Raw genomic sequence first — 18,999 nt, 5'->3', positions numbered from 1 at the left:
TGACATTCCTCAACCCTCTGGCCCTTCCGGGGTTCGTCTCCAACCGCCTCCCAGGGCCCGGTATAAAGCGATGCTCGCCTGCAAACGCTCCTGACGGATCTGAACGGCCAGATCCCGGCTCTGATAGGCCACACGCTGCACATCCAGCAAGGTCTGCAGATTGTCCGCTCCGGCCTTGTATCGGCTTTCGGCCAAAGAGAGTGCCCTCTGTGCCTGAGCCAACTCCACGGCCTGGGCCAGCGCCTGCTTCTCGACACCATCGACCGCATTCAAGGCGGTTTGAACGTCGCCAAAGGCCTGCAGTATGGCTTGGCGATAGGCAATCACCAGCTCCTGCTTCTGCGCTGCAGCCAGGTCCCGGCTCGAGGCCAGTCGCCCGGCATCAAAAATCGGCGCCAGGATTCCTGCGGTCAGCGAGGACAGGGGGTTCTCCAGCATCCTGCCAAGTGTTCCGCTCTCGGAGCTCAGGCCTGCGCTCAGCGTCACGCGGGGCAGCATGGCGGCCCTGGCAGCGCCAAGATTGGCATCCGCAGCAAGCAGCAATGCCTCTGCCTTCGCCATGTCCGGTCTGCGTGTGATCAGATCCGCAGGCGTGCCCAAGCCAATGCCCGGCACCTTCAGATTCGAAAGACTGGTCTCGCTCACCAGGTTCATGGACCATTGCCCCGACAGCAGGGCCAGCACCGCATGCGCGTCAGCCGTCTGTTTGCGCAGCGAAGCCAGGGCACGCTGCTGAGCGGCGACCTGGCCGCGCTGCTGGGCCAGCTCCACGGAGCTTGCCGCCCCGTAGCGGGCCCTGGACTCCACCAGCTTCAACAGTCGCTCGGAAATTTCGAGGTTGAGCCGGGCAATCTCAGCGCGCTCACGCAAGCCCACACACTGCAGCCAGGCCTGGGCTACCGAGGCCGTGACCGTCAGACGCACTGTCTCGCGGTCGAAGACGCTGGCCTGTCTGCCCGACTCGGCCGCATCCCTCAAGGCGCGCTGACGCCCCCAGAAATCCAGCTCGTAACTGCTCGACAGGCCGACCCGCCAGGTGCTGGCGTTTCTTTCCTTATGACTGTCCAGCGCAGCCGATCTCGTAGCCCCGAAATCCGCATTCACTTCCGGCAAGAGAGCCGCACCGGCATAGGCGGCTCTGGCCTCGGCCTGCTGCACCCGCGCCACGGCGGCCGCCACATCTAGGCTCTGGCTTGCGGCCTGCTCGACCAAGGCGCTGAGCTCCGGGCTGCCAAAGCTCTGCCACCAGCTGGTGCTGATTTCCTCGCCGCCCGCACCCCTCTCCAGAGCCCAGGACTGCGGAATATCGAGAGCCATGGTTCTCGCCGCTTCAGGCGATTGCGTTGTCGCACATCCAGCCAAGGCAAGCGACGCCAGGACTGCATTCCATTTGTACATGCCTACTCTCCCGCCAATGCTCGCACGGGCTCCAGGCGCGCAGCCGTTCTGGCCGGCATGAAGCCAAACACCAGACCCGTAAGCACCGCACAGGCAAATGCCCCCAGCATGGCTTTCACCGAAAACACCACGGCTACCCCCGAAACAATCAGCGCCAGTCCTATGCCCAGCCCCGCAAGCAGGCCTACCGCACCACCCACAATGGTCACCATGCTGGCTTCCGTCAGAAACTGGCGCAGGATGTCACGCTGCCTAGCCCCTACCGCCATGCGGATGCCGATCTCCCTGGTGCGTTCGCGCACCGTCATCAGCATCACGTTCATGACCCCTATGCCTCCGACCACCAGGGACACTGCGGCAATCAGCCCCAGCATCACGGCCATGCTCTGGCGTGTTGCGGCTTCGGCCTGGATGCGGGCCGCCGCATTGCCGATACCAAAGTCCTCCCGCCCTCCGTGCCGCGCCAGCAAAAGGCTGCGGATGGACTGCTCGGCCTCATGGACCTGTTCCGAGGAGCTGGCCTCCACGACCACGTAATCGGGCTGGGTCTGCGCCTGATAGACCCTGGCGCGTCCCGACTGATAGGGAATGAAGACCATGTCGTCATAGTCCTGGGCGCCAGAGTCAGCCCCGCGCTCGCTCATGACGCCTATGACTTCGAACGCCGAGTTGCCGATGATCAGCTGCAGACCCAGGGGGTTGGCGACCTCGGGAAAGAAATGCCGGTGTGCCTTGTGCCCTATCACCACCAGCGGAGCCAGATCGCGGTCTTCCACATCGGTGAAGTAGCGCCCCTGGGCAACCCTCCAGTGGTGGACCAGCGGCATCTCCTGGCTGGCCGCAAACACATAGACCTGCTTGTCTGCCTTGCCATAGCGCACCGTGACGGGGTCTCCGATGACGGGCATCACCCTTCGCACCGAGGACAGCTCCCGCATGGCCGCCAGATCGTCTTCAGTGATCTGGCCTGCAGGTCCGCCGCTGGCCGGCGGCTTGCTGCCCATATAGAGAATGGCCGTTCCCATGGTGCCCATCTGCTCGACCACCTTGCGCCGAGCACCTTCACCGATGGCCAGCATGACGATCACCGAGGCCACACCGATCACGATGCCCAGCAAGGTCAGGCTGGTACGCACCCGATTCATGCGCATTCCGCGCAAGGCACTGCGCGCAGCTTCGGAGATTTCGGCAACCCAGGAAATGGCCGACGTTGCGCTGTTGCGCTGCGGGGTCAGCGGCGGCACATCTCCACGGGTCTGATGACCATGAGGAGCACTGTCATTGACGATACGACCATCGCTGATCTCAATCACACGCCTCGCCTGTGCGGCGACTTCGCGATCATGCGTGATCACGATGATGGTGTGTCCCGCATCGGCCAGCTCGCGCAGCAAGGCCATCACCTCGGCGCCGCTATGCGAGTCAAGCGCTCCGGTAGGTTCGTCGGCCAGGATGATGTGGCCACCGTTCATCAATGCCCGGGCAATGGACACGCGCTGCTGCTGACCGCCCGAGAGCTGGTTGGGCCGATTACCCAGGCGCGATCCCAAGCCAAGGCGCTCGAGCAGCAACTGAGCCCTGTGCATCCGCTGCTCCTTGGGCAAACCTGCGTATATCGCAGGCATCTGCACATTCTCCGAAGCGCTCTCGCTGGGAATCAGGTGGTAGCCCTGAAACACGAAACCGAAGGCTTCACGACGCAACCAGGCCAGGGCATCCGAGTCCAGCAAGGACACGTCCTGACCTTGAAACCGATAGCAACCTTCGCTCGGCTTATCAAGGCAGCCCAGGATATTCATCAAGGTGGACTTGCCCGAGCCCGAGCTGCCCACCACGGCCACATACTCGCCCGCGCGAATATCCAGATCGATGCCATGCAATACGGTCACCGACGGCTGGTCGCCCACACCGCCATAGTGCTTGCGAATGCCACGCAGCGAAATCAGCGCAGCCTGCTCCATCGCATTCACCATTGCAGCCACCGCAGGCCGCCGGGAATCAGGGTTTCGCCGACGATGACGCGCTCGCCCTCGGTCACGCCATCGAGCACCTGCACCTGGTGGCGGCTTCTGACGCCCAGCTTCACGCTGCGCAGCTCAGGCTGGCGTTGGGCCGTCAGCACCCGGACGCTTTGCGACTGCGGCTCCTTCTCCGACTGAAGCGCTGTCAATGGAACCGTCAAGGCCTGCGGTGCACTGCCGGTCACAAAGACCACCTGTGCCGTCATCTGCGGCAACAGTTCAGCATCCTTGTTGTCCACGTCAAACAATGCCGTATAGGTCACGGCCTTGGTGGCTGCAGCAGGTGTCGCCGCACTGCCCGCTGCGGGCGCGACGCTGGCCGGCGGCGCAGGCAGCACCTGCCGCACCCGGCCATTCCAGCGCCGGGCTTGTTCCTGGCCGGCACTGCCCAGCGTCGTGAAATACACGGGCATATCGGCCCTCACGCGCCGCACATCGGCCTCCGAAACATCCGTCCAGACCGTCATCGCCGTCAGATCGGCAATGCGCAAGATATTGGGCGTCTGATAAGTTGCATTCAGGGTCTGGCCTTCACGTGCATCGACAGACACCACCGTGCCCGACATGGGGGCATAGATGCGGGTGTAGCCCAGACGCGCCTCATCGGCCTTGAGGCTGGCCTGGGTTTGCTGCATCTGCGCTTTGAGATGATCGATGCGCGCCGCCGCACCTGCCACCTGGGCTTCGGCAATCTGCACGTCTTCCTGCCTGGTCGCCTCTTCGGATGCCAGCTGCTGCTGCCGCTTCAACTGCTGGCTGGCAAGCTTCAACTGCGCCTGCTGCTCGGCGATCTGGGCACGCAAACTTGCCAGCGACGCTCTTCCCGCATCGACGGTGGCACGCTGCACGCTGGGGTCTATCTCCACCAGCAATGCGCCCTTTTCGACCCTGGCTCCTGGACTGACCAGCAAACGGGTGATCTGACCCGAGACCTGCGCCCCTACATCGACATAGGTTCTGGGCTGCAAGGTTCCTATGGCGGTGACCGTAGACTCCACATCCTCACGCTGCACCACAACACTTTGGTACTCGACCCTGGGCCGACTTCCCCACCACAGGGCAGTGCCTGCAGCACAGACCAGCAGCAGCCCGAGGCCGCCCCAGCGTTTGACTTGTCCCACCTTCATCAAGCTTGCACTCTCCAGAAAACAATTTGCAATCGCTGCCGAAACCCGTGACCAGGAAACGAGTCGCTGCGATTGAAGATAAGAAGCCGCTCGGGCTTCAAGGATTTGGTCACCAAAAGAAGCTGGCCACGACCGCCAGCACCGCCACGGTGGCAGCCAACACCAGGTAGCGAGCCGACGCCCACAAGCCCACGACCGTCGCGAATGCCCCCAGACTCCAGAACCCCAGCACGAGCACGCTGCCAACCGTTGCGCTCCAGCCGCGCATGGCCGGCAGACAGACGGCCAGCAAAAGCATTGCTCCCAGCACACGCAGCGCCGTGCGATGCGCTGCCGGCACCTCGTCCAGCGGTCTCAGTTGTGCGTAATGGCGATCCATGGCAAAAGCCAGAGCCGTCATGCCTCCTATCGAAAGAGCAAGCGCCTGCAACGATGACTGCCACAGGGTCATGACAGACTCTCTTTCCGCACTGCACCGGGATCCACGGCAACGGCCGGGTTCTGAGACGTCTCGGCAGGCTTCTGCTTTCGCACAGCTTTGAGGTTTTCAGCCCTGCGCATCCAGGCCCATGCAGCAGCCGCAGCCACCCCGAAAGCCAAAGAAAAAAGCTCCACCCCTGCGCTTTCCCAGTCACCTTCCTGAAGATAGGCAGCCAGGTGATCGCCGGTCGTCACGAAGCTCAACGCCGGCAACAGAAGACAAAGCAGCGCCAGCGCCGCCATCTGATCACGCCAGGCCATGGACGGCGACCTCAGCAGTGCGTGCATGAGCGCCAGCATCCAAAGCGCAAAGAACACTGCCAGCTCCCATCTGGAGCGCAGCGCAAGCTCGACGGGCAGCAAACGGTTGGCCCACAAAAAACCAACGCAGGCGATACCCAGCCCCGCAATCGCGGCCACATTCGCGGCTTCAATCATCCGGTAGACCGTGGAGGTGCTGGCGCCAAACTCTCCCTGGTGTTTGGCGCGCCGCTTGACCATGAAGAGGATCGCCCCCGTGGCCATCATGGCGCTGCCAGCCAAGCCACAGATAAAGTACAGCCACTTCAGCGGCAGCCCGCCATATGTCGCCATATGCAGTCCGCCGATCACCGATTGCGTGAGCGCGGCCGCTCCGCCATCCACACCACCCGGCAGGCGCAGCTGCTGCAGCTCGGCGGTGGCAGCCGAGAACATGGCCATACCGCTGGTGGGACTGAGACGCTTGCTCAGATCATCGGCATCATTCCAGCCATAGACGCCAATACGCGCTGCAGCATCTCCGGGGTAGTCGATCACCACAGCCCGCACGGGCTGTCCGATCAAGGCCTGCCCGCGCAGCACGAAAGACTCCAGATCCGGCACCGACATGGCTTGCCCCGAGCGCTGGGGCTTGCCTGGTTCATTCAGCGCCACCTGAAAAGACTTGAGGGCTTCGGCACTGCTGCCGAAGTAGGCCGCAATACCGGCAGGCATGAAGGTCGAGCACGATATGGCGATACCTGTGTAGGCGATCATGAACTGGAAAGGCAAAGTCAGGACCGCCACAGCGTTGTGCATGTCCAGCCAGCTTCTCTGTCCTTTGCGGGCGCGGAAGGTGAAGAAGTCCTTGAAGATTCGTCTATGGGTAATCACTCCGCTGACCAGCGCCACCAGCATGGCAAGCGCGGCAATGCCCACAATCCAGAGTCCGAGCTGTCCTGCATGCAACTGATAGTGGAAGTCCACAAAATGATGACCTCCCAATGTCTGGCGCACCTTGGGAGCTTCAGAGGCGTCCATGGCACTGCCAGACTTCGGATCCAGCTGGGCCGCCGCATACTGCCCCTCGCGATCGAACCAGTAGACGCGCAAATCCCCGCCCCCTTTGGAGTCTGCAGGCCAGAGCTCCCACATGTCTGCACCAGGGTGTTGCCGCTCCATGTATGCCATGCCCCATTGCAGACGCTGACTCAGGGAAGCCTGTGCTTGCAGCACAGTGCCTGCCTGCCCGGCCTCGGCTCGCTCATGGGCATGATGCTCAGGGGTCATCCAATGGGTGATGGGCTCCTCGAAGACGGCCAGCGTACCCGTCAGGAAAACGGCATACAGCAGCCAGGAGAACCATAGGCCACACCAGGTATGCAACCATGCCTGGGCCTGACGGAAGCTGCCTTTGCCTGCACCCGATTGCTTCTTTGCCGGCTGCATCAGCGTGCCTTCAGGAAGATCAAGGCTGCAGTGGCTGCAAGCATGGCGAGAATCAGAACGAGCAGCACGCCCCAGATCCGACGCGGCGATACAGGGCTGAAGGCCCCGATCACCACCGCCACATACCAAAGCCAGCTGGACTGCATGCCGCCCACCATGGTTTCGACACGGGATTGACTCATGGCGCCGCACAAGACCACCCAGGCGCTGGAGACGGCATAGCCTCCCAGCACCGCAGCCGTCAAACGCGCCCCCAGAGCCCAGCCGGCGTGCAAATCATCGGATTGCGACATTGCCACGCCTCGTCAGAAACGGCCCTTGAGCGATACGGTGACCGTACGCTTTTCGCCGTAGAAGTTGCCGTAGCCCGCATAACCAACCGTGCTGTAGTAGGTCTTGTCAAACAGGTTGCCGACATTCACGGCCACGCTCCAGTCCTTGTTGAACGCATAGGCAGCACGTGCAGACCAGACTGCGTAGCCCGGGGAAGTGAAGTTGTAAGGCGTCCAGGCTCCGTCATAACGGCCCGTAGCCGGGTTGTAAGCGCTGATGCCCGAGGCCCGGTAATTCGAGCTCTGCGCCACCACACCGCCGCCCACGCTCCAGCCGCGCAAATCGCCGCTCAAGCGATAGTCCGCCCAGGCCTTGAACAGATGGCGCGGCGTGACCGTGCTGAACTGGGCGCTGTCCTTGCGTCTGTCTTCGTTGCTGTTGTAGGTGTAGCCCACCGCCAGCTGGAGATTGGGAGTGATTCGCCCCGTCATCTCCAGATCGATGCCCTGGCTCAGCTTGAAGCCGTCGCGGAAGTAGCAGCAACCGCCGCGCCAATCGGTCTGGGGGTAAGCAGGGTCGTAAACGGCTTCGCCTTTTTTATCGGTACGAAACAATGCCGCACTGGCGATCAGGTTGGGGGTCAGCTCGCTTTTGACGCCCAGCTCGTAGGTACGGCCACGCACCGGATCCAGAGGCGTTCCAGGCAGCGGTGCAGAGAACTTTCCAGCCTGGGACTGATAGATCTCGGCGGTGCTGAAATACAGATTGGTGGACTTGGTCAGCTCATGCATCAGCCCCATATAGGGCACAAAGACATTCGACTCCCGGCTATTGGCCGTGAGCGCGCCATTCATGTCGTGCTGGGTATTGCGATCCTGCAGCACATAGCGTCCGCCGAGCACCACGGACCAACGCTCCACGGGACGCAGGCGGATAGAGCCATAGAGGCCGCTCTTTTGCGTTTTTGTCTGCGAGCCGCTGGTCCAGTCACCGAGCGGATAGCCCGGGTCTTCCGGTGGGATCCGGTTGAAGACGTCGGCCGGCCCCACTCTCGGCCACAGGCTCCGGTAGGTGTTGCTGTTTCGGTGCTGATCGAAACCAAGGATCACATCATGCCGTTGACCGAAGGCATCGAAGCCACCCTGCAAATTGATGTCGAAGCTGGTTTCACGCTCGCGTGACTTGGCCTGATGAATCCACCAGTCAGCCCCCTGCAGCGTGATGGGATCTGGCGAACTTTCAATCTCCGCGCCGTTCACTCCTTCGTTGAAGCGGGTTTGCCTTAGCTGGGTCTTGAGAAGCCAGTCGTTGCCGAGCTGCTGCTCCAGCTTGGCAAAGACCGTGGTGTTTTCGCGATTGATCCAGTTCCAGGGCGCACCAAAGTTGGTATTGCGCGCAAAGCCGATATCGCTGCCGTCCGCGTAGCGCGGCAGGCTGGCATTGAAGCCCGTATTTCTATCTTTCTGATAGCTGGCACCCAGTGTGGCGATTGTGCTGGGCGTCAGGTCCATCTCCAGCGCCCCATACAGCATCTGCCGCTTGAGCTTGGAGGGCGTGGCCATTTCCTTGCGGTCATGGTTCACGGCCACGAAACGGCCGCGCAGAGTTCCGCTTTCGTTCAACGCGCCCGTGGTGTCCAGCTCGGCGCGGTAGTTGCTCATGGTTCCGCCGGAAAGCAGAACCTGCGTCTGACGCTTGGCCTGGGGCCTTTTGTAGGTGAAGTTCAGAACTCCGCCCGCCTCGCCCGCACCGAACAGACCGTCGGCCCCGCGCAGCACACTGACGCTGTCGAACTGCGCCATGTCCAGACTGCGGCTGCCTGAACGAGAGGAGCTGGCAGCACCGCCATCAAACCGGAAGTTGGTGATGTTCATGCCGCGGGACAGATAGGTGGTGTCCAGCCAGGTCTCTTCGCGAGTGATCCCGGTGGTGTAGTTCATCACATCATCGAGCGTACGCATGGCCTGATCATCCATGCGCTGTCGGGTCACCACCGTCACCGACTGCGGAACCTCGCGCAGAGACTGCGCCGCCTTGCCGACTTCCACCGCGCCTGGCACATAGGAGTCACTCGACTCACCATAGACATTGGGAACGGCCTTCTCCTGCACGGTCACTTCCGCAAGTGTCGATCCAGCATCCTCCTGTGCATGACCGATACCGGGCAGCAGGCAAAGCACACTGACTGCCACAGCCGTGGCGTGAAGACGAAATGGCAAAGCCCCGGCTACGGGGCAAAACGAGCGTTCCAGCATGAGCGTAAAAAAACAAACCTGGGTGTTCTCTTCAGGCAGGGAATGCCGAAGAACCTATGACGCTGTGGCTGGAACGGAGAGACCGTATACGGGCTGGCAGCAAAGAACAGAACGAGAATCACTCTCAATTCCATTTGCGCGCAGATTGTAAAGCTCAGGTAAAAAAATTGCCACTGTTTTGTAAAACGATAGCACCTGTCTCTGCAGGCCGTATCGTTGCGCATCTGCCAGCCTGTTGCTGGCTCATGTCCGGGCTAATGCTATCCACACCGGGCATCAAGCCTGGCTTCGGTGCAGTAACAGGGTGGTCTGGAACTGCGTGGCGACTCACTCAGCAGCTTCCGACTGAAAAGTGGACTTTGCGAAGCGCCCGGCGCTTGGGGCGCTTGGAAGGTACACGGCATGAGCGTCACTTAATGACGGGGCAGGCCCATCTTCCAAAGATGGCAGATGCGCATCGAGCACAAAGAAAAAGCCCCGGCTGCATGAACAACCGGGGCTTTTATATCTTGGCAGGGGAAGAAGGATTCGAACCTTCGCATGCTGGAATCAAAATCCAGTGCCTTAACCAGCTTGGCGACTCCCCTAAAGAGAAAGCGATTATAGCGCGGTTTTCCCCGGGTTTCAAAGAACACCCATTGCCAAACAAAATCACGGTCAGCGAATCAGTGCTTTGGTCCGAAGCATTCAACACTTGCCAATGCCTTTCGCTGCACCAAATCGACTTGTTTCTGGCCACCCACGTTTTCTGAGTCATGTGCCTGAGGCCCGGGCTTGCGGGCCATGCGGCGGAGCAGTTCGTCCCCTTCTTGCCGCCTCTTCCATTGGCCCCGCAGGGTAGCTTCAGCGGCGACGGTGGCGCTGCCCATCAGGTCGGGGATGCCTTGCTCGGCAAACATTGATGCATCGGACATAGCCACAAAGGCCCCAGATCGGCCGTGCAGTAGCAAAGGTGCAGCCCCCTCACAGCGAGAGAGGGGGGGTCGCACAAAGGCAAGCGAGCTAAGGGAAGCGACCTCAGCCGCTCAGGGGAACAACGACTATGGGTTGCGCTGCAGATAGTCCACGGCCAGCGCGGCCAGCGAACGTGCACCGGTGGGCAGTTGCTTCTCGTCGATGTCGAACAGCGGCGAGTGGTTAGGCGCTGCCTTGGTGAAGTCCTGGCCTGCCGGCGGTGCACCCAGGAAGTAGAAGAATCCCGGCACCACTTTCTGGAACTCCGAAAAGTCCTCGGAACCGCTGACCTTTGGAATCACCATGACCTTGCCGCCCAGGGCCAGCTTGAGCGCGGGCAGCGAGGCCTCGGTCAGTGCAGCCGGATTGGTAGTGACCGGATAGGCCACGGGGCCGAAGCGCACCTTGGCCTTGGCGCCGCTGGAGGCCGCGATCTGCTCGGCCGTGGCCGTGATTCGCTTGTGCGCTTCCTGACGCATGTCTTCGTCAAAGGTGCGCAGCGTGCCCTGCATCTCGACATTGTCGGGAATGATGTTGTAGCGCGTGCCGCCCTGGATGGAACCAATGGTCAGCACGGCCGGCTCCAGGCTGATGTTGAGCTGGCGGCTGACCACTGTCTGCAGGCCCAGCACCACCTGGCTGGCCGCGACGATGGGATCGACCGCACTCCACGGCGACGAGCCATGGCCGCCCCGGCCCTCGACCTGAATGTTCAGGCTGTCCGAGCCCGCCATCAGCGGCCCGCTGCGGTAGCCCACCATGCCCGAGGGAAGATTGGCCGTGATGTGCAGGCCGTAGATGGCCTGCACATCCTTGAGCACGCCGGCCTCCACCATGGCCTTGGCACCGAAACTGGGTACATGACCATGGGCATCGGCTTCCACCGGAGCGCCTTCCTCGGCCGGCTGGAAGATGAACTTCACCGTGCCCGGCAGCCTGGTGCGCATGCCTGCCAGCGCCTCGGCCGCGCCCATGAGCATGGCCACGTGGGCATCGTGCCCGCAGGCATGCATGACCGAGACCTGCTTGCCCATGTACTGTGACTTGGCCTTGGAGGCAAAGGGCAGGCCCGTCTTCTCGGCCACGGGCAGCGCATCCATATCGGCGCGCAGGGCCACTGTCTTGCCCGGCTGACCGCCGCGCAGCACCCCCACCACGCCCGTGCCCCCCACGCCGGTCTGCACCTCCATGCCCAGGCGGCGCAGGTGATCGGCCACCAGTTTGGCCGTGCGTTCCTCCTGGCCCGACAGTTCGGGATGCTGGTGAATGTCGCGACGCCACTCCACCATCTTGGGAGCCAGCGGCTCAATGGCGGCATCCAGCGCCGCCAGGGCCTCGGCATCCAGCCCCTGCGCGCTGGCTGCCAGCGGCAGGCCGCAGGCCAGCAAGCCGGCCAGCGCAATGCGGCGCAGGCCTGTGCTGGGTGGTGTGGAAAGCTTTGTCTCGGACCGTTTGTGAAGCATCTTCGTCACCCTGAAAAATGGCACAAGCAGTCATGCTAAAAGTGAAGCGCCTGTGACAGACACGGCAAAATCGCCATTCGAGGAGTCAGAAACGCCATGCCCCGAGCCTTCGTCATCGAGCTGCCCTGCCTGGAGCACAGCGCCACAGGCCACGCCGCGCATCTCGTGGAGATGCTGCGCAGCGCCAACCTCGTTGCCAGCCTGCGCCTTGGCCGGCGCGCACCGCGCTTTGGCTGGCGCTGGGTCGATGGCCGGGGCCAGCCTCTGCCTGCCATGCCGCACACGGCCGAAGGCGCACTGGCCGAAGGTCCGGTGCATTCCGTCTTCGCAAGCGCGCTGCACTGCCCGGACATTCCATCCATCCGCGACATCGTCGCCGCGCATCCGGACCTCACGCAGCGCATCGCCACAGCCTTCGACCAGGGCCTGACCGTGTGTACGCTGGGCAGCGGCGCCTGGTTCGCGGCCGCCAGCGGGCGCTGCGAGGGCCGCCGTGTGGCCCTTCCCTGGTATTTCATGGGCGGATTCGGACTGGACTTTGCCAGCATAGAACTTGCCGAGGGCCAACCCTTTGTGGACGACAGGCCCTGGCTCAGTGCCTCCCACCCAGAAGCCCTGGTGCCCCTGGCTCTGGCGCTCACGCGACATGCCTTCGGCGACGACATGGCCGAGGCGCTGGCCGCCGTTGTGCAGCCCGACCCCCAGCGCGAACGCGCCACGCGCGCCGCCATGCAAGATCGCCGCATTCCCGCCACGCGGACCAGCGTGCTAGCCCATGCCATAGCCTGGCTGGAGACGCGCGTGGAGCAGCCCTATGACCTGCGGGCGCTGGCGGACGCGGTATCGGCCAGCCCGCGCACCCTGCTGCGCCACTTTCAGCAGGAGTTGGGACACAGCCCGCTCGATCACCTGCACCGCCTGCGCTGCGCACGGGCTCGGGTGCTGCTGGAGATCACGCTGGAGAGCGTGCCCTCCGTGGCGCTGGCCTGCGGATATGAGGATGCCTCGGCGTTCCGGCGGGTGTTCGCCCGGTATGTGGGAATGACGCCCGCGGCCTATCGGGAAAGGCATGCATTGAGGGCGCCGAGGAGGCGGTGGCGCGTCGCCGCCAGCGAGATTGCCCGGCCTTGAGTGCACCTGCAAGCTGGAGGAGATCTCATCTGATTGTCGCGGGCTTGTTCGGCAGGGGTTGCCACGATGCAGCCATCTCTACTTCGCACCATAGGCCAATGAGGAGATCCCTCTGCATTCACCTCACCCGCAAGCCGCGCCATTTCTCTTGAGGCCTGTGCCGCACCCTGCCGGGGACAGACCAGGTCAGCAAGCCTAGTCCAGCGTCACCTTGGCCTCGCGAATGACTTTGCCCCATTTGGCGGTTTCCGCAGCAATGAAGCGATCGCATTCCTCGGGCGTCGATCCTTCGGCAAACGTGCCCATGGTCTGCTGCATGCGCTGCGTGATTTCAGGGCTGCGAATGATGCGAGCGACTTCGGCGGACATGCGCTGCACAATTTCCTTGGGCACTCCTGCCGGGGCAATCATTGCAGCCCAGGTACTGCCCATCAGCTCGGGAATGCCTTGCTCGGCAAACGTAGGTACATCGGGCAACACCGCCAGCCGCTTTTCGCTGGCCACGCCGATGAGGCGGATGCGACCGGCCTTGGCAGGCTGAATCAGATTGGGCGGAGGATCGAGGAACAAGGGAATCTGGCCGCCCATGAGATCAGTCAGTGCCGGTGCGGCCCCTTTGTAAGGCACATGGGTCATGTCCGTCTTGGTCAGCAGCTTCAACAGCTCGGTCGTCAGATGCGCGCTGGAGCCGCTTCCCGAAGAGCCAAAGCTGACTTTGCCCGGATGCGCCTTGGCATAGGCAATCAGCTCCTGCGTGGTCTTGAACGGTGCATTGGTGGACACCGCTGCAACCAGCGGCGAGATCCCCATCAGTGACACGCCGACCAGATCCTTGCCGGGGTTGTAGGGCAGCTTCGGATACAGCGTGGTATTGGCCGCATAAGCGGCAATCACCACTCCGAACGTGTAGCCATCGGGCGCAGACTTTGCCACCTGATCCACACCGATGAGACTGTTCGCGCCCGGCTTGTTATCGATGACGATGGGCTGGCCCAGCGCTTTCTGCAAACCCACCTGCAGCAGGCGTGCCATCTGGTCGGTGAAGCCGCCCGCGGTGTAGGGAACCACGATGCGTATGGGCTTGGAGGGCCAGGGGCTCTGGGCCCAGACCGAGGGAGCCAGCATGGCGGCGCCGGCTGCGGCGCTCGATTGCAGAAAGCTGCGGCGAGATGTCGAAGGCATGAATGTCTCTTGGTTTTTTTCGGAAGAAGGTGCCGCGCGTCAGCGCGGCAGTGAAGGGCAATGATGTTTCAGTACCCGCGGGCCACATCCACCAGATTGAGCAAAGGCTCGCCCGCGCGCAGGCGGCGAAGGTTCTCCAGGCACTGGCGGGCCACGGTGTCGGCCGAGGCCTGGGCCGCGATATGCGGCGTGACAAAGGCCTTGGCGTGCCCCCATACCTTGTTGCCGGGCTGGGGCGGCTCCTCGCGCAGCACGTCCAGCGCGGCGCCGGCCAGATGGCCTTCGTCGAGCAGGGCCAGCAGTTCATCCTCGACCACCTGCTCGCCGCGCCCCACGTTGATGAAGTAGGCGCCGCGCGGCAACAAGGACAGCGTGCGGCGGTTCAGCAGATCGCGTGTCTCGGGCGTGAGCGGCAAGGCGCAGACCAGGATGTCGCTGGCGGACAGCAGTTGCTGCAGACCCTGGGCACCGCTGTGCGTGGTCAGGCCGGCAATGTTCTTGGCGCTGCGGCTCCAGCCCGCAACAGGATAGCCCACTGCCTGCATGGCAGCAGCCACGAAGCGGCCGACCTCGCCCAGACCCAGAATACCCACGCGGCAGTCGGCGCTGGCACGCACGGGGCGGCGCAGCCAGTCTCCCGCCTGCTGCTGGCGCGCGAACAGATCCAGCTCGCGCGTATGGCGCAGTGCGGTGCCGACCACATACTGGGCAATCTCCACATGCTGCTGCGGATCGACCGTACGCGCCACGGGCAGGCCAGCCGGCAGATCGGGTACGGCCAGCAGCTTGTCCACGCCCGCACTGGGCGCGCACAGCAGCTTGAGCTTCGGATAAGCCGGCAGCACGCCGGGCTTGAGGCTCCAGGCCAGCATGGTTTCGACCGCGTCGGCCGGTGCCTCGTCGCGGTGGGCCCAGACCTGTACGTCGGGCGCCAGCGCGCGCAGCGACTCGACAATGGGCGCGCCCATGCTGGGGTGGATGTTGACCAAAATTCCCATTGATTTCTCCATGAATCTGAGCTCTGTTCGCTGCCTTCGAAACGGCAACAGCCCAAGCGAGGGACACCAAGCAAGGGCCGCCCCGCAGCGAGGGTGTCGTCCCCCTCCCGCGAAGCGAGAGAGGGGGAAGGCGCGCAGCGCCTCAGGGGGTGTTAGTCCCTATAACTTGGGTCGATGCGGTCCAGGCGGCGCAGCAGGCCCGGCCAGGCCAGGCCCGCGCCCTTGCCCTTGGTGACCTGGCGCGACTGGTTGACCGCGTCGGCAATGATGGTCTGTGGAATGCGCGTCAGCTCACCGCCGCCCGACTGTGCCAGGATCTGGATGCGGCAGGCCGACTCCAGCGTGTACATGGCCAGCACGGCCTCGGCCACGCTGCGTCCACAGGTCAGCAGGCCGTGATTGCGCAGGATGAGGAAGTTGCTGGCACCCAGGTCGTCCACCAGGCGCGGCTTCTCGTCATCGCGCAGGGCCACGCCCTCGTAGTCATGGTAGGCCAGACGCACCAGCGGGAAGATGGACTGCTGCGAGATGGGCAGCAGTCCATCTTTTTGCGCCGACACGGCAACGCCGTACCGCGTGTGCGTGTGCAGCACGCACTGCACCTCGGGCCGACCGTCGTGGATGGCGCTGTGGATGACGAAGCCGGCGGGGTTGACGTCGTACTCGCTCTCCATCAGCGGCTGACCTTCGTGATCGACCTTGACCAGACTGGATGCCGTGATCTCGTCGAACAGCATGCCGTAGGGGTTGATCAGGAACTGGCCGGGCTGGCCCGGCACGCGCGCCGAAATGTGGGTGAAGATCAGGTCGTCCCAGCCGAAGTGGGCGACCAGGCGATAGGCGGCAGCCAGCTCGACGCGGGTCTGCCACTCTTCGGGCGTCACCCGGCGGCGGACTTCGGACATCGTGGTGTCATGACTCATGGGATAGGTCTCGTGATGGGCATCGTGGAATGGAAGACAGGCTCAGCGTCCCGCTGCGTACTGATCGCGCAGCTCGCGCTTGAGCACCTTGCCGATGGCACTGCGCGGCAGCTCGGCGATGAAGCGCAGGTCGGCCAGGCGCTGGGTCTTGCCGGCTTGCTGGTTGTACCAGCCCATGATCTCCTCGGGCCGGGCCGGCTGGCCCGTGCGCGACACCACATAGGCCACTGGCGTCTCGCCCCATTGATCGGAGGGAACGCCGACCACGGCCACATCGTCCACGGCCGGGTGGACCCGCAGCTGAGCCTCCAGGTCGCTGGGGTAGATGTTGAAGCCGCCGCTGATGATCATGTCCTTGCGTCTATCGAACAGGGTCAGGAAGCCGTCGGCGTCGAAGCGGCCCACATCGCCCGTACGGATGAAGCGCTTGCCCGTGGCATCGAACCATTCGGCCTCACGCGTCTTGGCGGGCTGTCCGTGGTAGCCGGTCATCATGCTGGCCGAATGGCCCACGACCTCGCCGTCTGCGCCGGGGCCCAGCTCGCGGCCCTCCTCGTCGATGAGCCGGATGTCATGGCCTTCGGCGGGTTGGCCCACGGTGTGCAGCTTGTCCGGGTGCAGATGGGCTTCGAGGATGCAGGTGCCCCCGCCTTCGGTCATGCCGTAGAACTCGGTGAGACTGCCTGGCCAGCGCGCCACCACATCGGCCTTGAGCTCGGCGCGAAACGGTGCACTGGTGCAGAACTTGGCCTGAAAGCTCGACAGGTCATGCTCGCCGAACTGAGGCAGTGCCATGATGCGCTGGTACTGCACAGGCACCAGCATGGTGTGGGTGACTCGGTGCTGCTGGGCCAGTTGCAGATAGCGCGCCGCGTCGAACTTGGGCATGAGCACCACGCAGCCGCCGCTGCCCAGCGTGGGGAAGAACACCACCAGCGTGGTGTTGGAGTACAGCGGCGTGGCCACTAGCGTCGTACCCTCGGGGCCGTAGCCGTAGACGCCGCCCCGGTTGATATGGGTCCAGCGCATGCCGTGCGACTGCACGATGCCCTTGGGAGTCCCCGTGGTGCCAGAGGAATAGATGATGTTGAACGCAGCCTCGGGCTCCACACTCACGGCAGCGGGCTGCGCGCCTTCGGGTGCCAGCCAGTCCTCGAAGGCTCTGCCCGGCGTCACACCGTCCAGCGAGATGCATTGCAGTCCGGTGTCTGCGGGCACCAGGTCCTGAGCCGCCTTGTCGAGGAACAGGTGACGCGCCTGGGCATCGCGCAGCATGGAAGCCAGGCTCTCGGCAGTGGAGGATGGCGCCAGCGGCGCGACCACCACGCCCGCGCGCAAGGCTCCGAGGAATAGCACGGCATAGCGCACGGAATTCAGCGCGCAGATGGCGATGGCCTTGCCCGGCTGCACGCCGTCGCGCTGCAGCGCGGCGGCCACGCGGTCCATGAGGGCGTCGAGCTGGGCATAGCTCAGGGTCTGCTGGTCGTCGCGCAGCGCGGCATGGTCGGGCTGCTGGCGCGCATGGCTGCGGATCAGCTCGGCCAGCGTGGTGAAGGGGGCATCGGGAGAAGGCAGGCAGACAGTCATGAAGGCTCCGTTTCAGGAATGGCAAGCAGGCTGCGCCTGCGAGCCCCCGGCCCTGCAGGCGCTTGGGCAGACAGCGGCTTATTTGGCAGCCAGACCCAGTCGGTCTATCAGTATCTTGTCCTTGGCAAAGGCCTCCCTGGCCCATTGCGCATAGTCGGCGCCCGAGCGGTACCAGGCGTCCTGGTTGAGCTGCCTGAGCACCTCGACGTGGCGCGGATCGTCCATGGCCTTCTTGAAGGCATCGTGCAGCTTGCGCACCACCGCCGGGTCCATGCCCTTGGGGCCGGCCAGGCCGTAGGGCGAGGTGGAGACCACGCCATAGCCCAGCTCCTTGGCCGTGGGCACGTCGGGCCAGCGCTGGGTGCGCTTTTCGCCAAAGGTCATGAGCAGGCGCATCTGGCCGCCATTCACATAGGTGTCCCAACCCGATGCATCGCTTTGCGCGGCCACATGGCCGCCCAGCAGGGCCTGCTGCAGGTCGGCGTTGCCCTTGAAAGGCACATGGTTGAGAGTGACCTTGGCGTTCTCGGCCAGCTCCTCCATCAGCAGATGCGGCGAGGAACCTATGCCCGTGGAGCCGTATTCGATCTTGCCAGGAGTCTTGCGTGCGGCGGCGATGTACTCGTTGAAGCTCTTGTAGGGAGAGTCCGAGCGCACCGTGAAACCGAAGGTATAGCCCGAGACACCGATGATGTAGGTGAAGTCCGTGACCGGGTTCCAGGCGGTCTTTTGCATATGCGCCATACGCAGCATGGACATGGGGAACTGGGTGATCGTGTAGCCGTCGGGCTTGGCGGTGCGCGCCATGGCGCCGGGACCCAGCGTGCCGCCCGCGCCAGGCTTGTTCTCGACGATGATTGGCTGGCCCAGCTGCTTGCCCGCAATATCGGCCAGCGTACGCATATGGCGGTCGGTGGGGCCGCCGGCCGGGAACGGCACGATCAGCGTGACGGGCCGCGCAGGATAGTCGCCGGACTGTGCCCAGGCTGATGCGCCGGTGCCAGCGGCAGTCAAAAAGGCGGCTGTGGCGAGAACCAGGCTGCGGCGGTCAAGGGAAATCTGCATGTCTTGTCTCCTGAATCTCTGAACCAGGTGGGGCCGGGGCACATACCTTGTGTGCCGCTCTGGCCAGGGCCCGGACACCGTTGCCCGGGCCGTGCATTGCCATGGCAATGCTTAGATCGTCTTCACCAGCTCCGGCACTGCCTGGAACAGATCGGCTTCCAGACCGTAATCAGCCACCGAGAAGATCGGTGCCTCGGGGTCCTTGTTGATCGCCACGATCACCTTGGAGTCCTTCATGCCCGCCAGATGCTGGATCGCTCCCGAGATGCCGCAGGCAATGTACAGCTGCGGCGCCACGATCTTGCCGGTCTGGCCCACTTGCAGGTCGTTGGGGGCGTAGCCCGCGTCGACAGCAGCGCGGCTGGCACCGATGGCGGCACCCAGCTTGTCGGCCAGCGGCGACATGACTTCCTGGAACTTCTCGGCCGAGCCCAGCGCGCGACCGCCGGAGAC

The 18,999-nt window shown here is 63.6% G+C and carries 16 protein-coding genes and 1 tRNA gene; 1 reads left to right on the top strand and 16 read right to left on the bottom strand.

Annotated features, from left to right (window positions below; genetic code table 11):
- Window positions 1–9: 9 nt before the first annotated feature.
- The 10 genes from DJFAAGMI_RS22630 to DJFAAGMI_RS22585 all read right to left on the bottom strand — a co-directional run bounded on the left by DJFAAGMI_RS22630 (window position 10) and on the right by DJFAAGMI_RS22585 (window position 11,660).
- Window positions 10–1,398: an efflux transporter outer membrane subunit gene (locus DJFAAGMI_RS22630; RefSeq protein WP_211459369.1), complete on the bottom strand. Its 1,389-nt coding sequence runs from the start codon at window positions 1,396–1,398 to the stop codon at window positions 10–12.
- Between the two features lie 2 nt (window positions 1,399–1,400).
- Window positions 1,401–3,359 (bottom strand): ABC transporter permease, encoded by a 1,959-nt coding sequence (locus DJFAAGMI_RS22625; RefSeq protein WP_283245835.1) that lies wholly within the window; start codon window positions 3,357–3,359, stop codon window positions 1,401–1,403.
- Between the two features lie 5 nt (window positions 3,360–3,364).
- Window positions 3,365–4,546: an efflux RND transporter periplasmic adaptor subunit gene (locus DJFAAGMI_RS22620; RefSeq protein ID WP_043006703.1), complete on the bottom strand. Its 1,182-nt coding sequence runs from the start codon at window positions 4,544–4,546 to the stop codon at window positions 3,365–3,367.
- A gap of 109 nt (window positions 4,547–4,655) precedes the next feature.
- Window positions 4,656–4,997: a DUF3325 domain-containing protein gene (locus DJFAAGMI_RS22615; protein ID WP_211459367.1), complete on the bottom strand. Its 342-nt coding sequence runs from the start codon at window positions 4,995–4,997 to the stop codon at window positions 4,656–4,658.
- Window positions 4,994–6,715, bottom strand: coding sequence for a PepSY-associated TM helix domain-containing protein (locus DJFAAGMI_RS22610; RefSeq protein ID WP_211459365.1), 1,722 nt, complete (start codon window positions 6,713–6,715; stop codon window positions 4,994–4,996). Before DJFAAGMI_RS22610 ends, DJFAAGMI_RS22615 begins: the two co-directional genes overlap by 4 nt.
- Entirely contained in the window at window positions 6,715–7,008 is a 294-nt protein-coding gene (locus tag DJFAAGMI_RS22605; RefSeq protein WP_043006710.1) for a hypothetical protein, read from the bottom strand. The genes DJFAAGMI_RS22610 and DJFAAGMI_RS22605 overlap by 1 nt, the downstream gene beginning before the upstream one ends.
- A gap of 12 nt (window positions 7,009–7,020) precedes the next feature.
- Window positions 7,021–9,207, bottom strand: a complete 2,187-nt coding sequence (locus tag DJFAAGMI_RS22600; protein ID WP_249334732.1) for a TonB-dependent siderophore receptor — start codon at window positions 9,205–9,207, stop codon at window positions 7,021–7,023.
- 546 nt (window positions 9,208–9,753) lie between these two features.
- Window positions 9,754–9,830 (bottom strand) — tRNA-Gln (locus DJFAAGMI_RS22595).
- A 78-nt stretch (window positions 9,831–9,908) separates the two neighbouring features.
- Complete coding sequence (locus DJFAAGMI_RS22590; RefSeq protein WP_211459362.1) at window positions 9,909–10,157, bottom strand: hypothetical protein; 249 nt, start codon at window positions 10,155–10,157, stop codon at window positions 9,909–9,911.
- Window positions 10,158–10,283: 126 nt separating this feature from the next.
- A complete protein-coding gene (locus DJFAAGMI_RS22585) occupies window positions 10,284–11,660 on the bottom strand; it encodes an amidohydrolase (protein ID WP_211459360.1) in 1,377 nt (458 codons plus the stop codon).
- Between the two features lie 96 nt (window positions 11,661–11,756).
- On the opposite strand from DJFAAGMI_RS22585, the gene DJFAAGMI_RS22580 reads away from it, so the two are divergent.
- Complete coding sequence (locus DJFAAGMI_RS22580; RefSeq protein WP_211459358.1) at window positions 11,757–12,791, top strand: GlxA family transcriptional regulator; 1,035 nt, start codon at window positions 11,757–11,759, stop codon at window positions 12,789–12,791.
- A gap of 195 nt (window positions 12,792–12,986) precedes the next feature.
- Here the strand turns inward: DJFAAGMI_RS22580 and DJFAAGMI_RS22575 are convergent, their stop codons facing one another.
- The 6 genes from DJFAAGMI_RS22575 to DJFAAGMI_RS22550 form a co-directional block, all read right to left on the bottom strand.
- Entirely contained in the window at window positions 12,987–13,973 is a 987-nt protein-coding gene (locus tag DJFAAGMI_RS22575; RefSeq protein WP_211459356.1) for a tripartite tricarboxylate transporter substrate binding protein, read from the bottom strand.
- Between the two features lie 68 nt (window positions 13,974–14,041).
- Complete coding sequence (locus tag DJFAAGMI_RS22570) at window positions 14,042–14,971, bottom strand: 2-hydroxyacid dehydrogenase (RefSeq protein WP_043007784.1); 930 nt, start codon at window positions 14,969–14,971, stop codon at window positions 14,042–14,044.
- A gap of 152 nt (window positions 14,972–15,123) precedes the next feature.
- The gene (locus tag DJFAAGMI_RS22565) at window positions 15,124–15,894 is read right to left on the bottom strand and encodes a class II aldolase/adducin family protein (protein WP_211459354.1); all 771 of its coding nucleotides are present in this window, start codon (window positions 15,892–15,894) and stop codon (window positions 15,124–15,126) included.
- Window positions 15,895–15,936: 42 nt separating this feature from the next.
- Complete coding sequence (locus tag DJFAAGMI_RS22560; RefSeq protein WP_211459352.1) at window positions 15,937–17,481, bottom strand: class I adenylate-forming enzyme family protein; 1,545 nt, start codon at window positions 17,479–17,481, stop codon at window positions 15,937–15,939.
- Between the two features lie 78 nt (window positions 17,482–17,559).
- On the bottom strand, window positions 17,560–18,546 hold the full coding sequence (locus DJFAAGMI_RS22555) for a tripartite tricarboxylate transporter substrate binding protein (protein WP_043007790.1): 987 nt from the start codon (window positions 18,544–18,546) through the stop codon (window positions 17,560–17,562).
- 111 nt (window positions 18,547–18,657) lie between these two features.
- On the bottom strand, window positions 18,658–18,999 hold a 342-nt coding region (locus DJFAAGMI_RS22550), incomplete at its 5' end, for an electron transfer flavoprotein subunit alpha/FixB family protein (RefSeq protein ID WP_211459350.1).

The sequence above is a fragment of the Comamonas brasiliensis genome, assembly GCF_018292285.1.
Lineage (GTDB): Bacteria > Pseudomonadota > Gammaproteobacteria > Burkholderiales > Burkholderiaceae_C > Comamonas > Comamonas brasiliensis.
This window is presented reverse-complemented; position numbering and strand designations above follow the sequence as displayed.

Coding starts and splice junctions, on each gene's coding strand:
- DJFAAGMI_RS22630 (WP_211459369.1), bottom strand. CDS start 1,398: ATGTACAAATGGAATGCAGTCCTGGCGTCGCTTGCCTTGGCTGGATGT.
- DJFAAGMI_RS22625 (WP_283245835.1), bottom strand. CDS start 3,359: ATGGAGCAGGCTGCGCTGATTTCGCTGCGTGGCATTCGCAAGCACTAT.
- DJFAAGMI_RS22620 (WP_043006703.1), bottom strand. CDS start 4,546: ATGAAGGTGGGACAAGTCAAACGCTGGGGCGGCCTCGGGCTGCTGCTG.
- DJFAAGMI_RS22615 (WP_211459367.1), bottom strand. CDS start 4,997: ATGACCCTGTGGCAGTCATCGTTGCAGGCGCTTGCTCTTTCGATAGGA.
- DJFAAGMI_RS22610 (WP_211459365.1), bottom strand. CDS start 6,715: ATGCAGCCGGCAAAGAAGCAATCGGGTGCAGGCAAAGGCAGCTTCCGT.
- DJFAAGMI_RS22605 (WP_043006710.1), bottom strand. CDS start 7,008: ATGTCGCAATCCGATGATTTGCACGCCGGCTGGGCTCTGGGGGCGCGT.
- DJFAAGMI_RS22590 (WP_211459362.1), bottom strand. CDS start 10,157: ATGTCCGATGCATCAATGTTTGCCGAGCAAGGCATCCCCGACCTGATG.
- DJFAAGMI_RS22585 (WP_211459360.1), bottom strand. CDS start 11,660: ATGCTTCACAAACGGTCCGAGACAAAGCTTTCCACACCACCCAGCACA.
- DJFAAGMI_RS22580 (WP_211459358.1), top strand. CDS start 11,757: ATGCCCCGAGCCTTCGTCATCGAGCTGCCCTGCCTGGAGCACAGCGCC.
- DJFAAGMI_RS22575 (WP_211459356.1), bottom strand. CDS start 13,973: ATGCCTTCGACATCTCGCCGCAGCTTTCTGCAATCGAGCGCCGCAGCC.
- DJFAAGMI_RS22570 (WP_043007784.1), bottom strand. CDS start 14,971: ATGGGAATTTTGGTCAACATCCACCCCAGCATGGGCGCGCCCATTGTC.
- DJFAAGMI_RS22565 (WP_211459354.1), bottom strand. CDS start 15,894: ATGAGTCATGACACCACGATGTCCGAAGTCCGCCGCCGGGTGACGCCC.
- DJFAAGMI_RS22560 (WP_211459352.1), bottom strand. CDS start 17,481: ATGACTGTCTGCCTGCCTTCTCCCGATGCCCCCTTCACCACGCTGGCC.
- DJFAAGMI_RS22555 (WP_043007790.1), bottom strand. CDS start 18,546: ATGCAGATTTCCCTTGACCGCCGCAGCCTGGTTCTCGCCACAGCCGCC.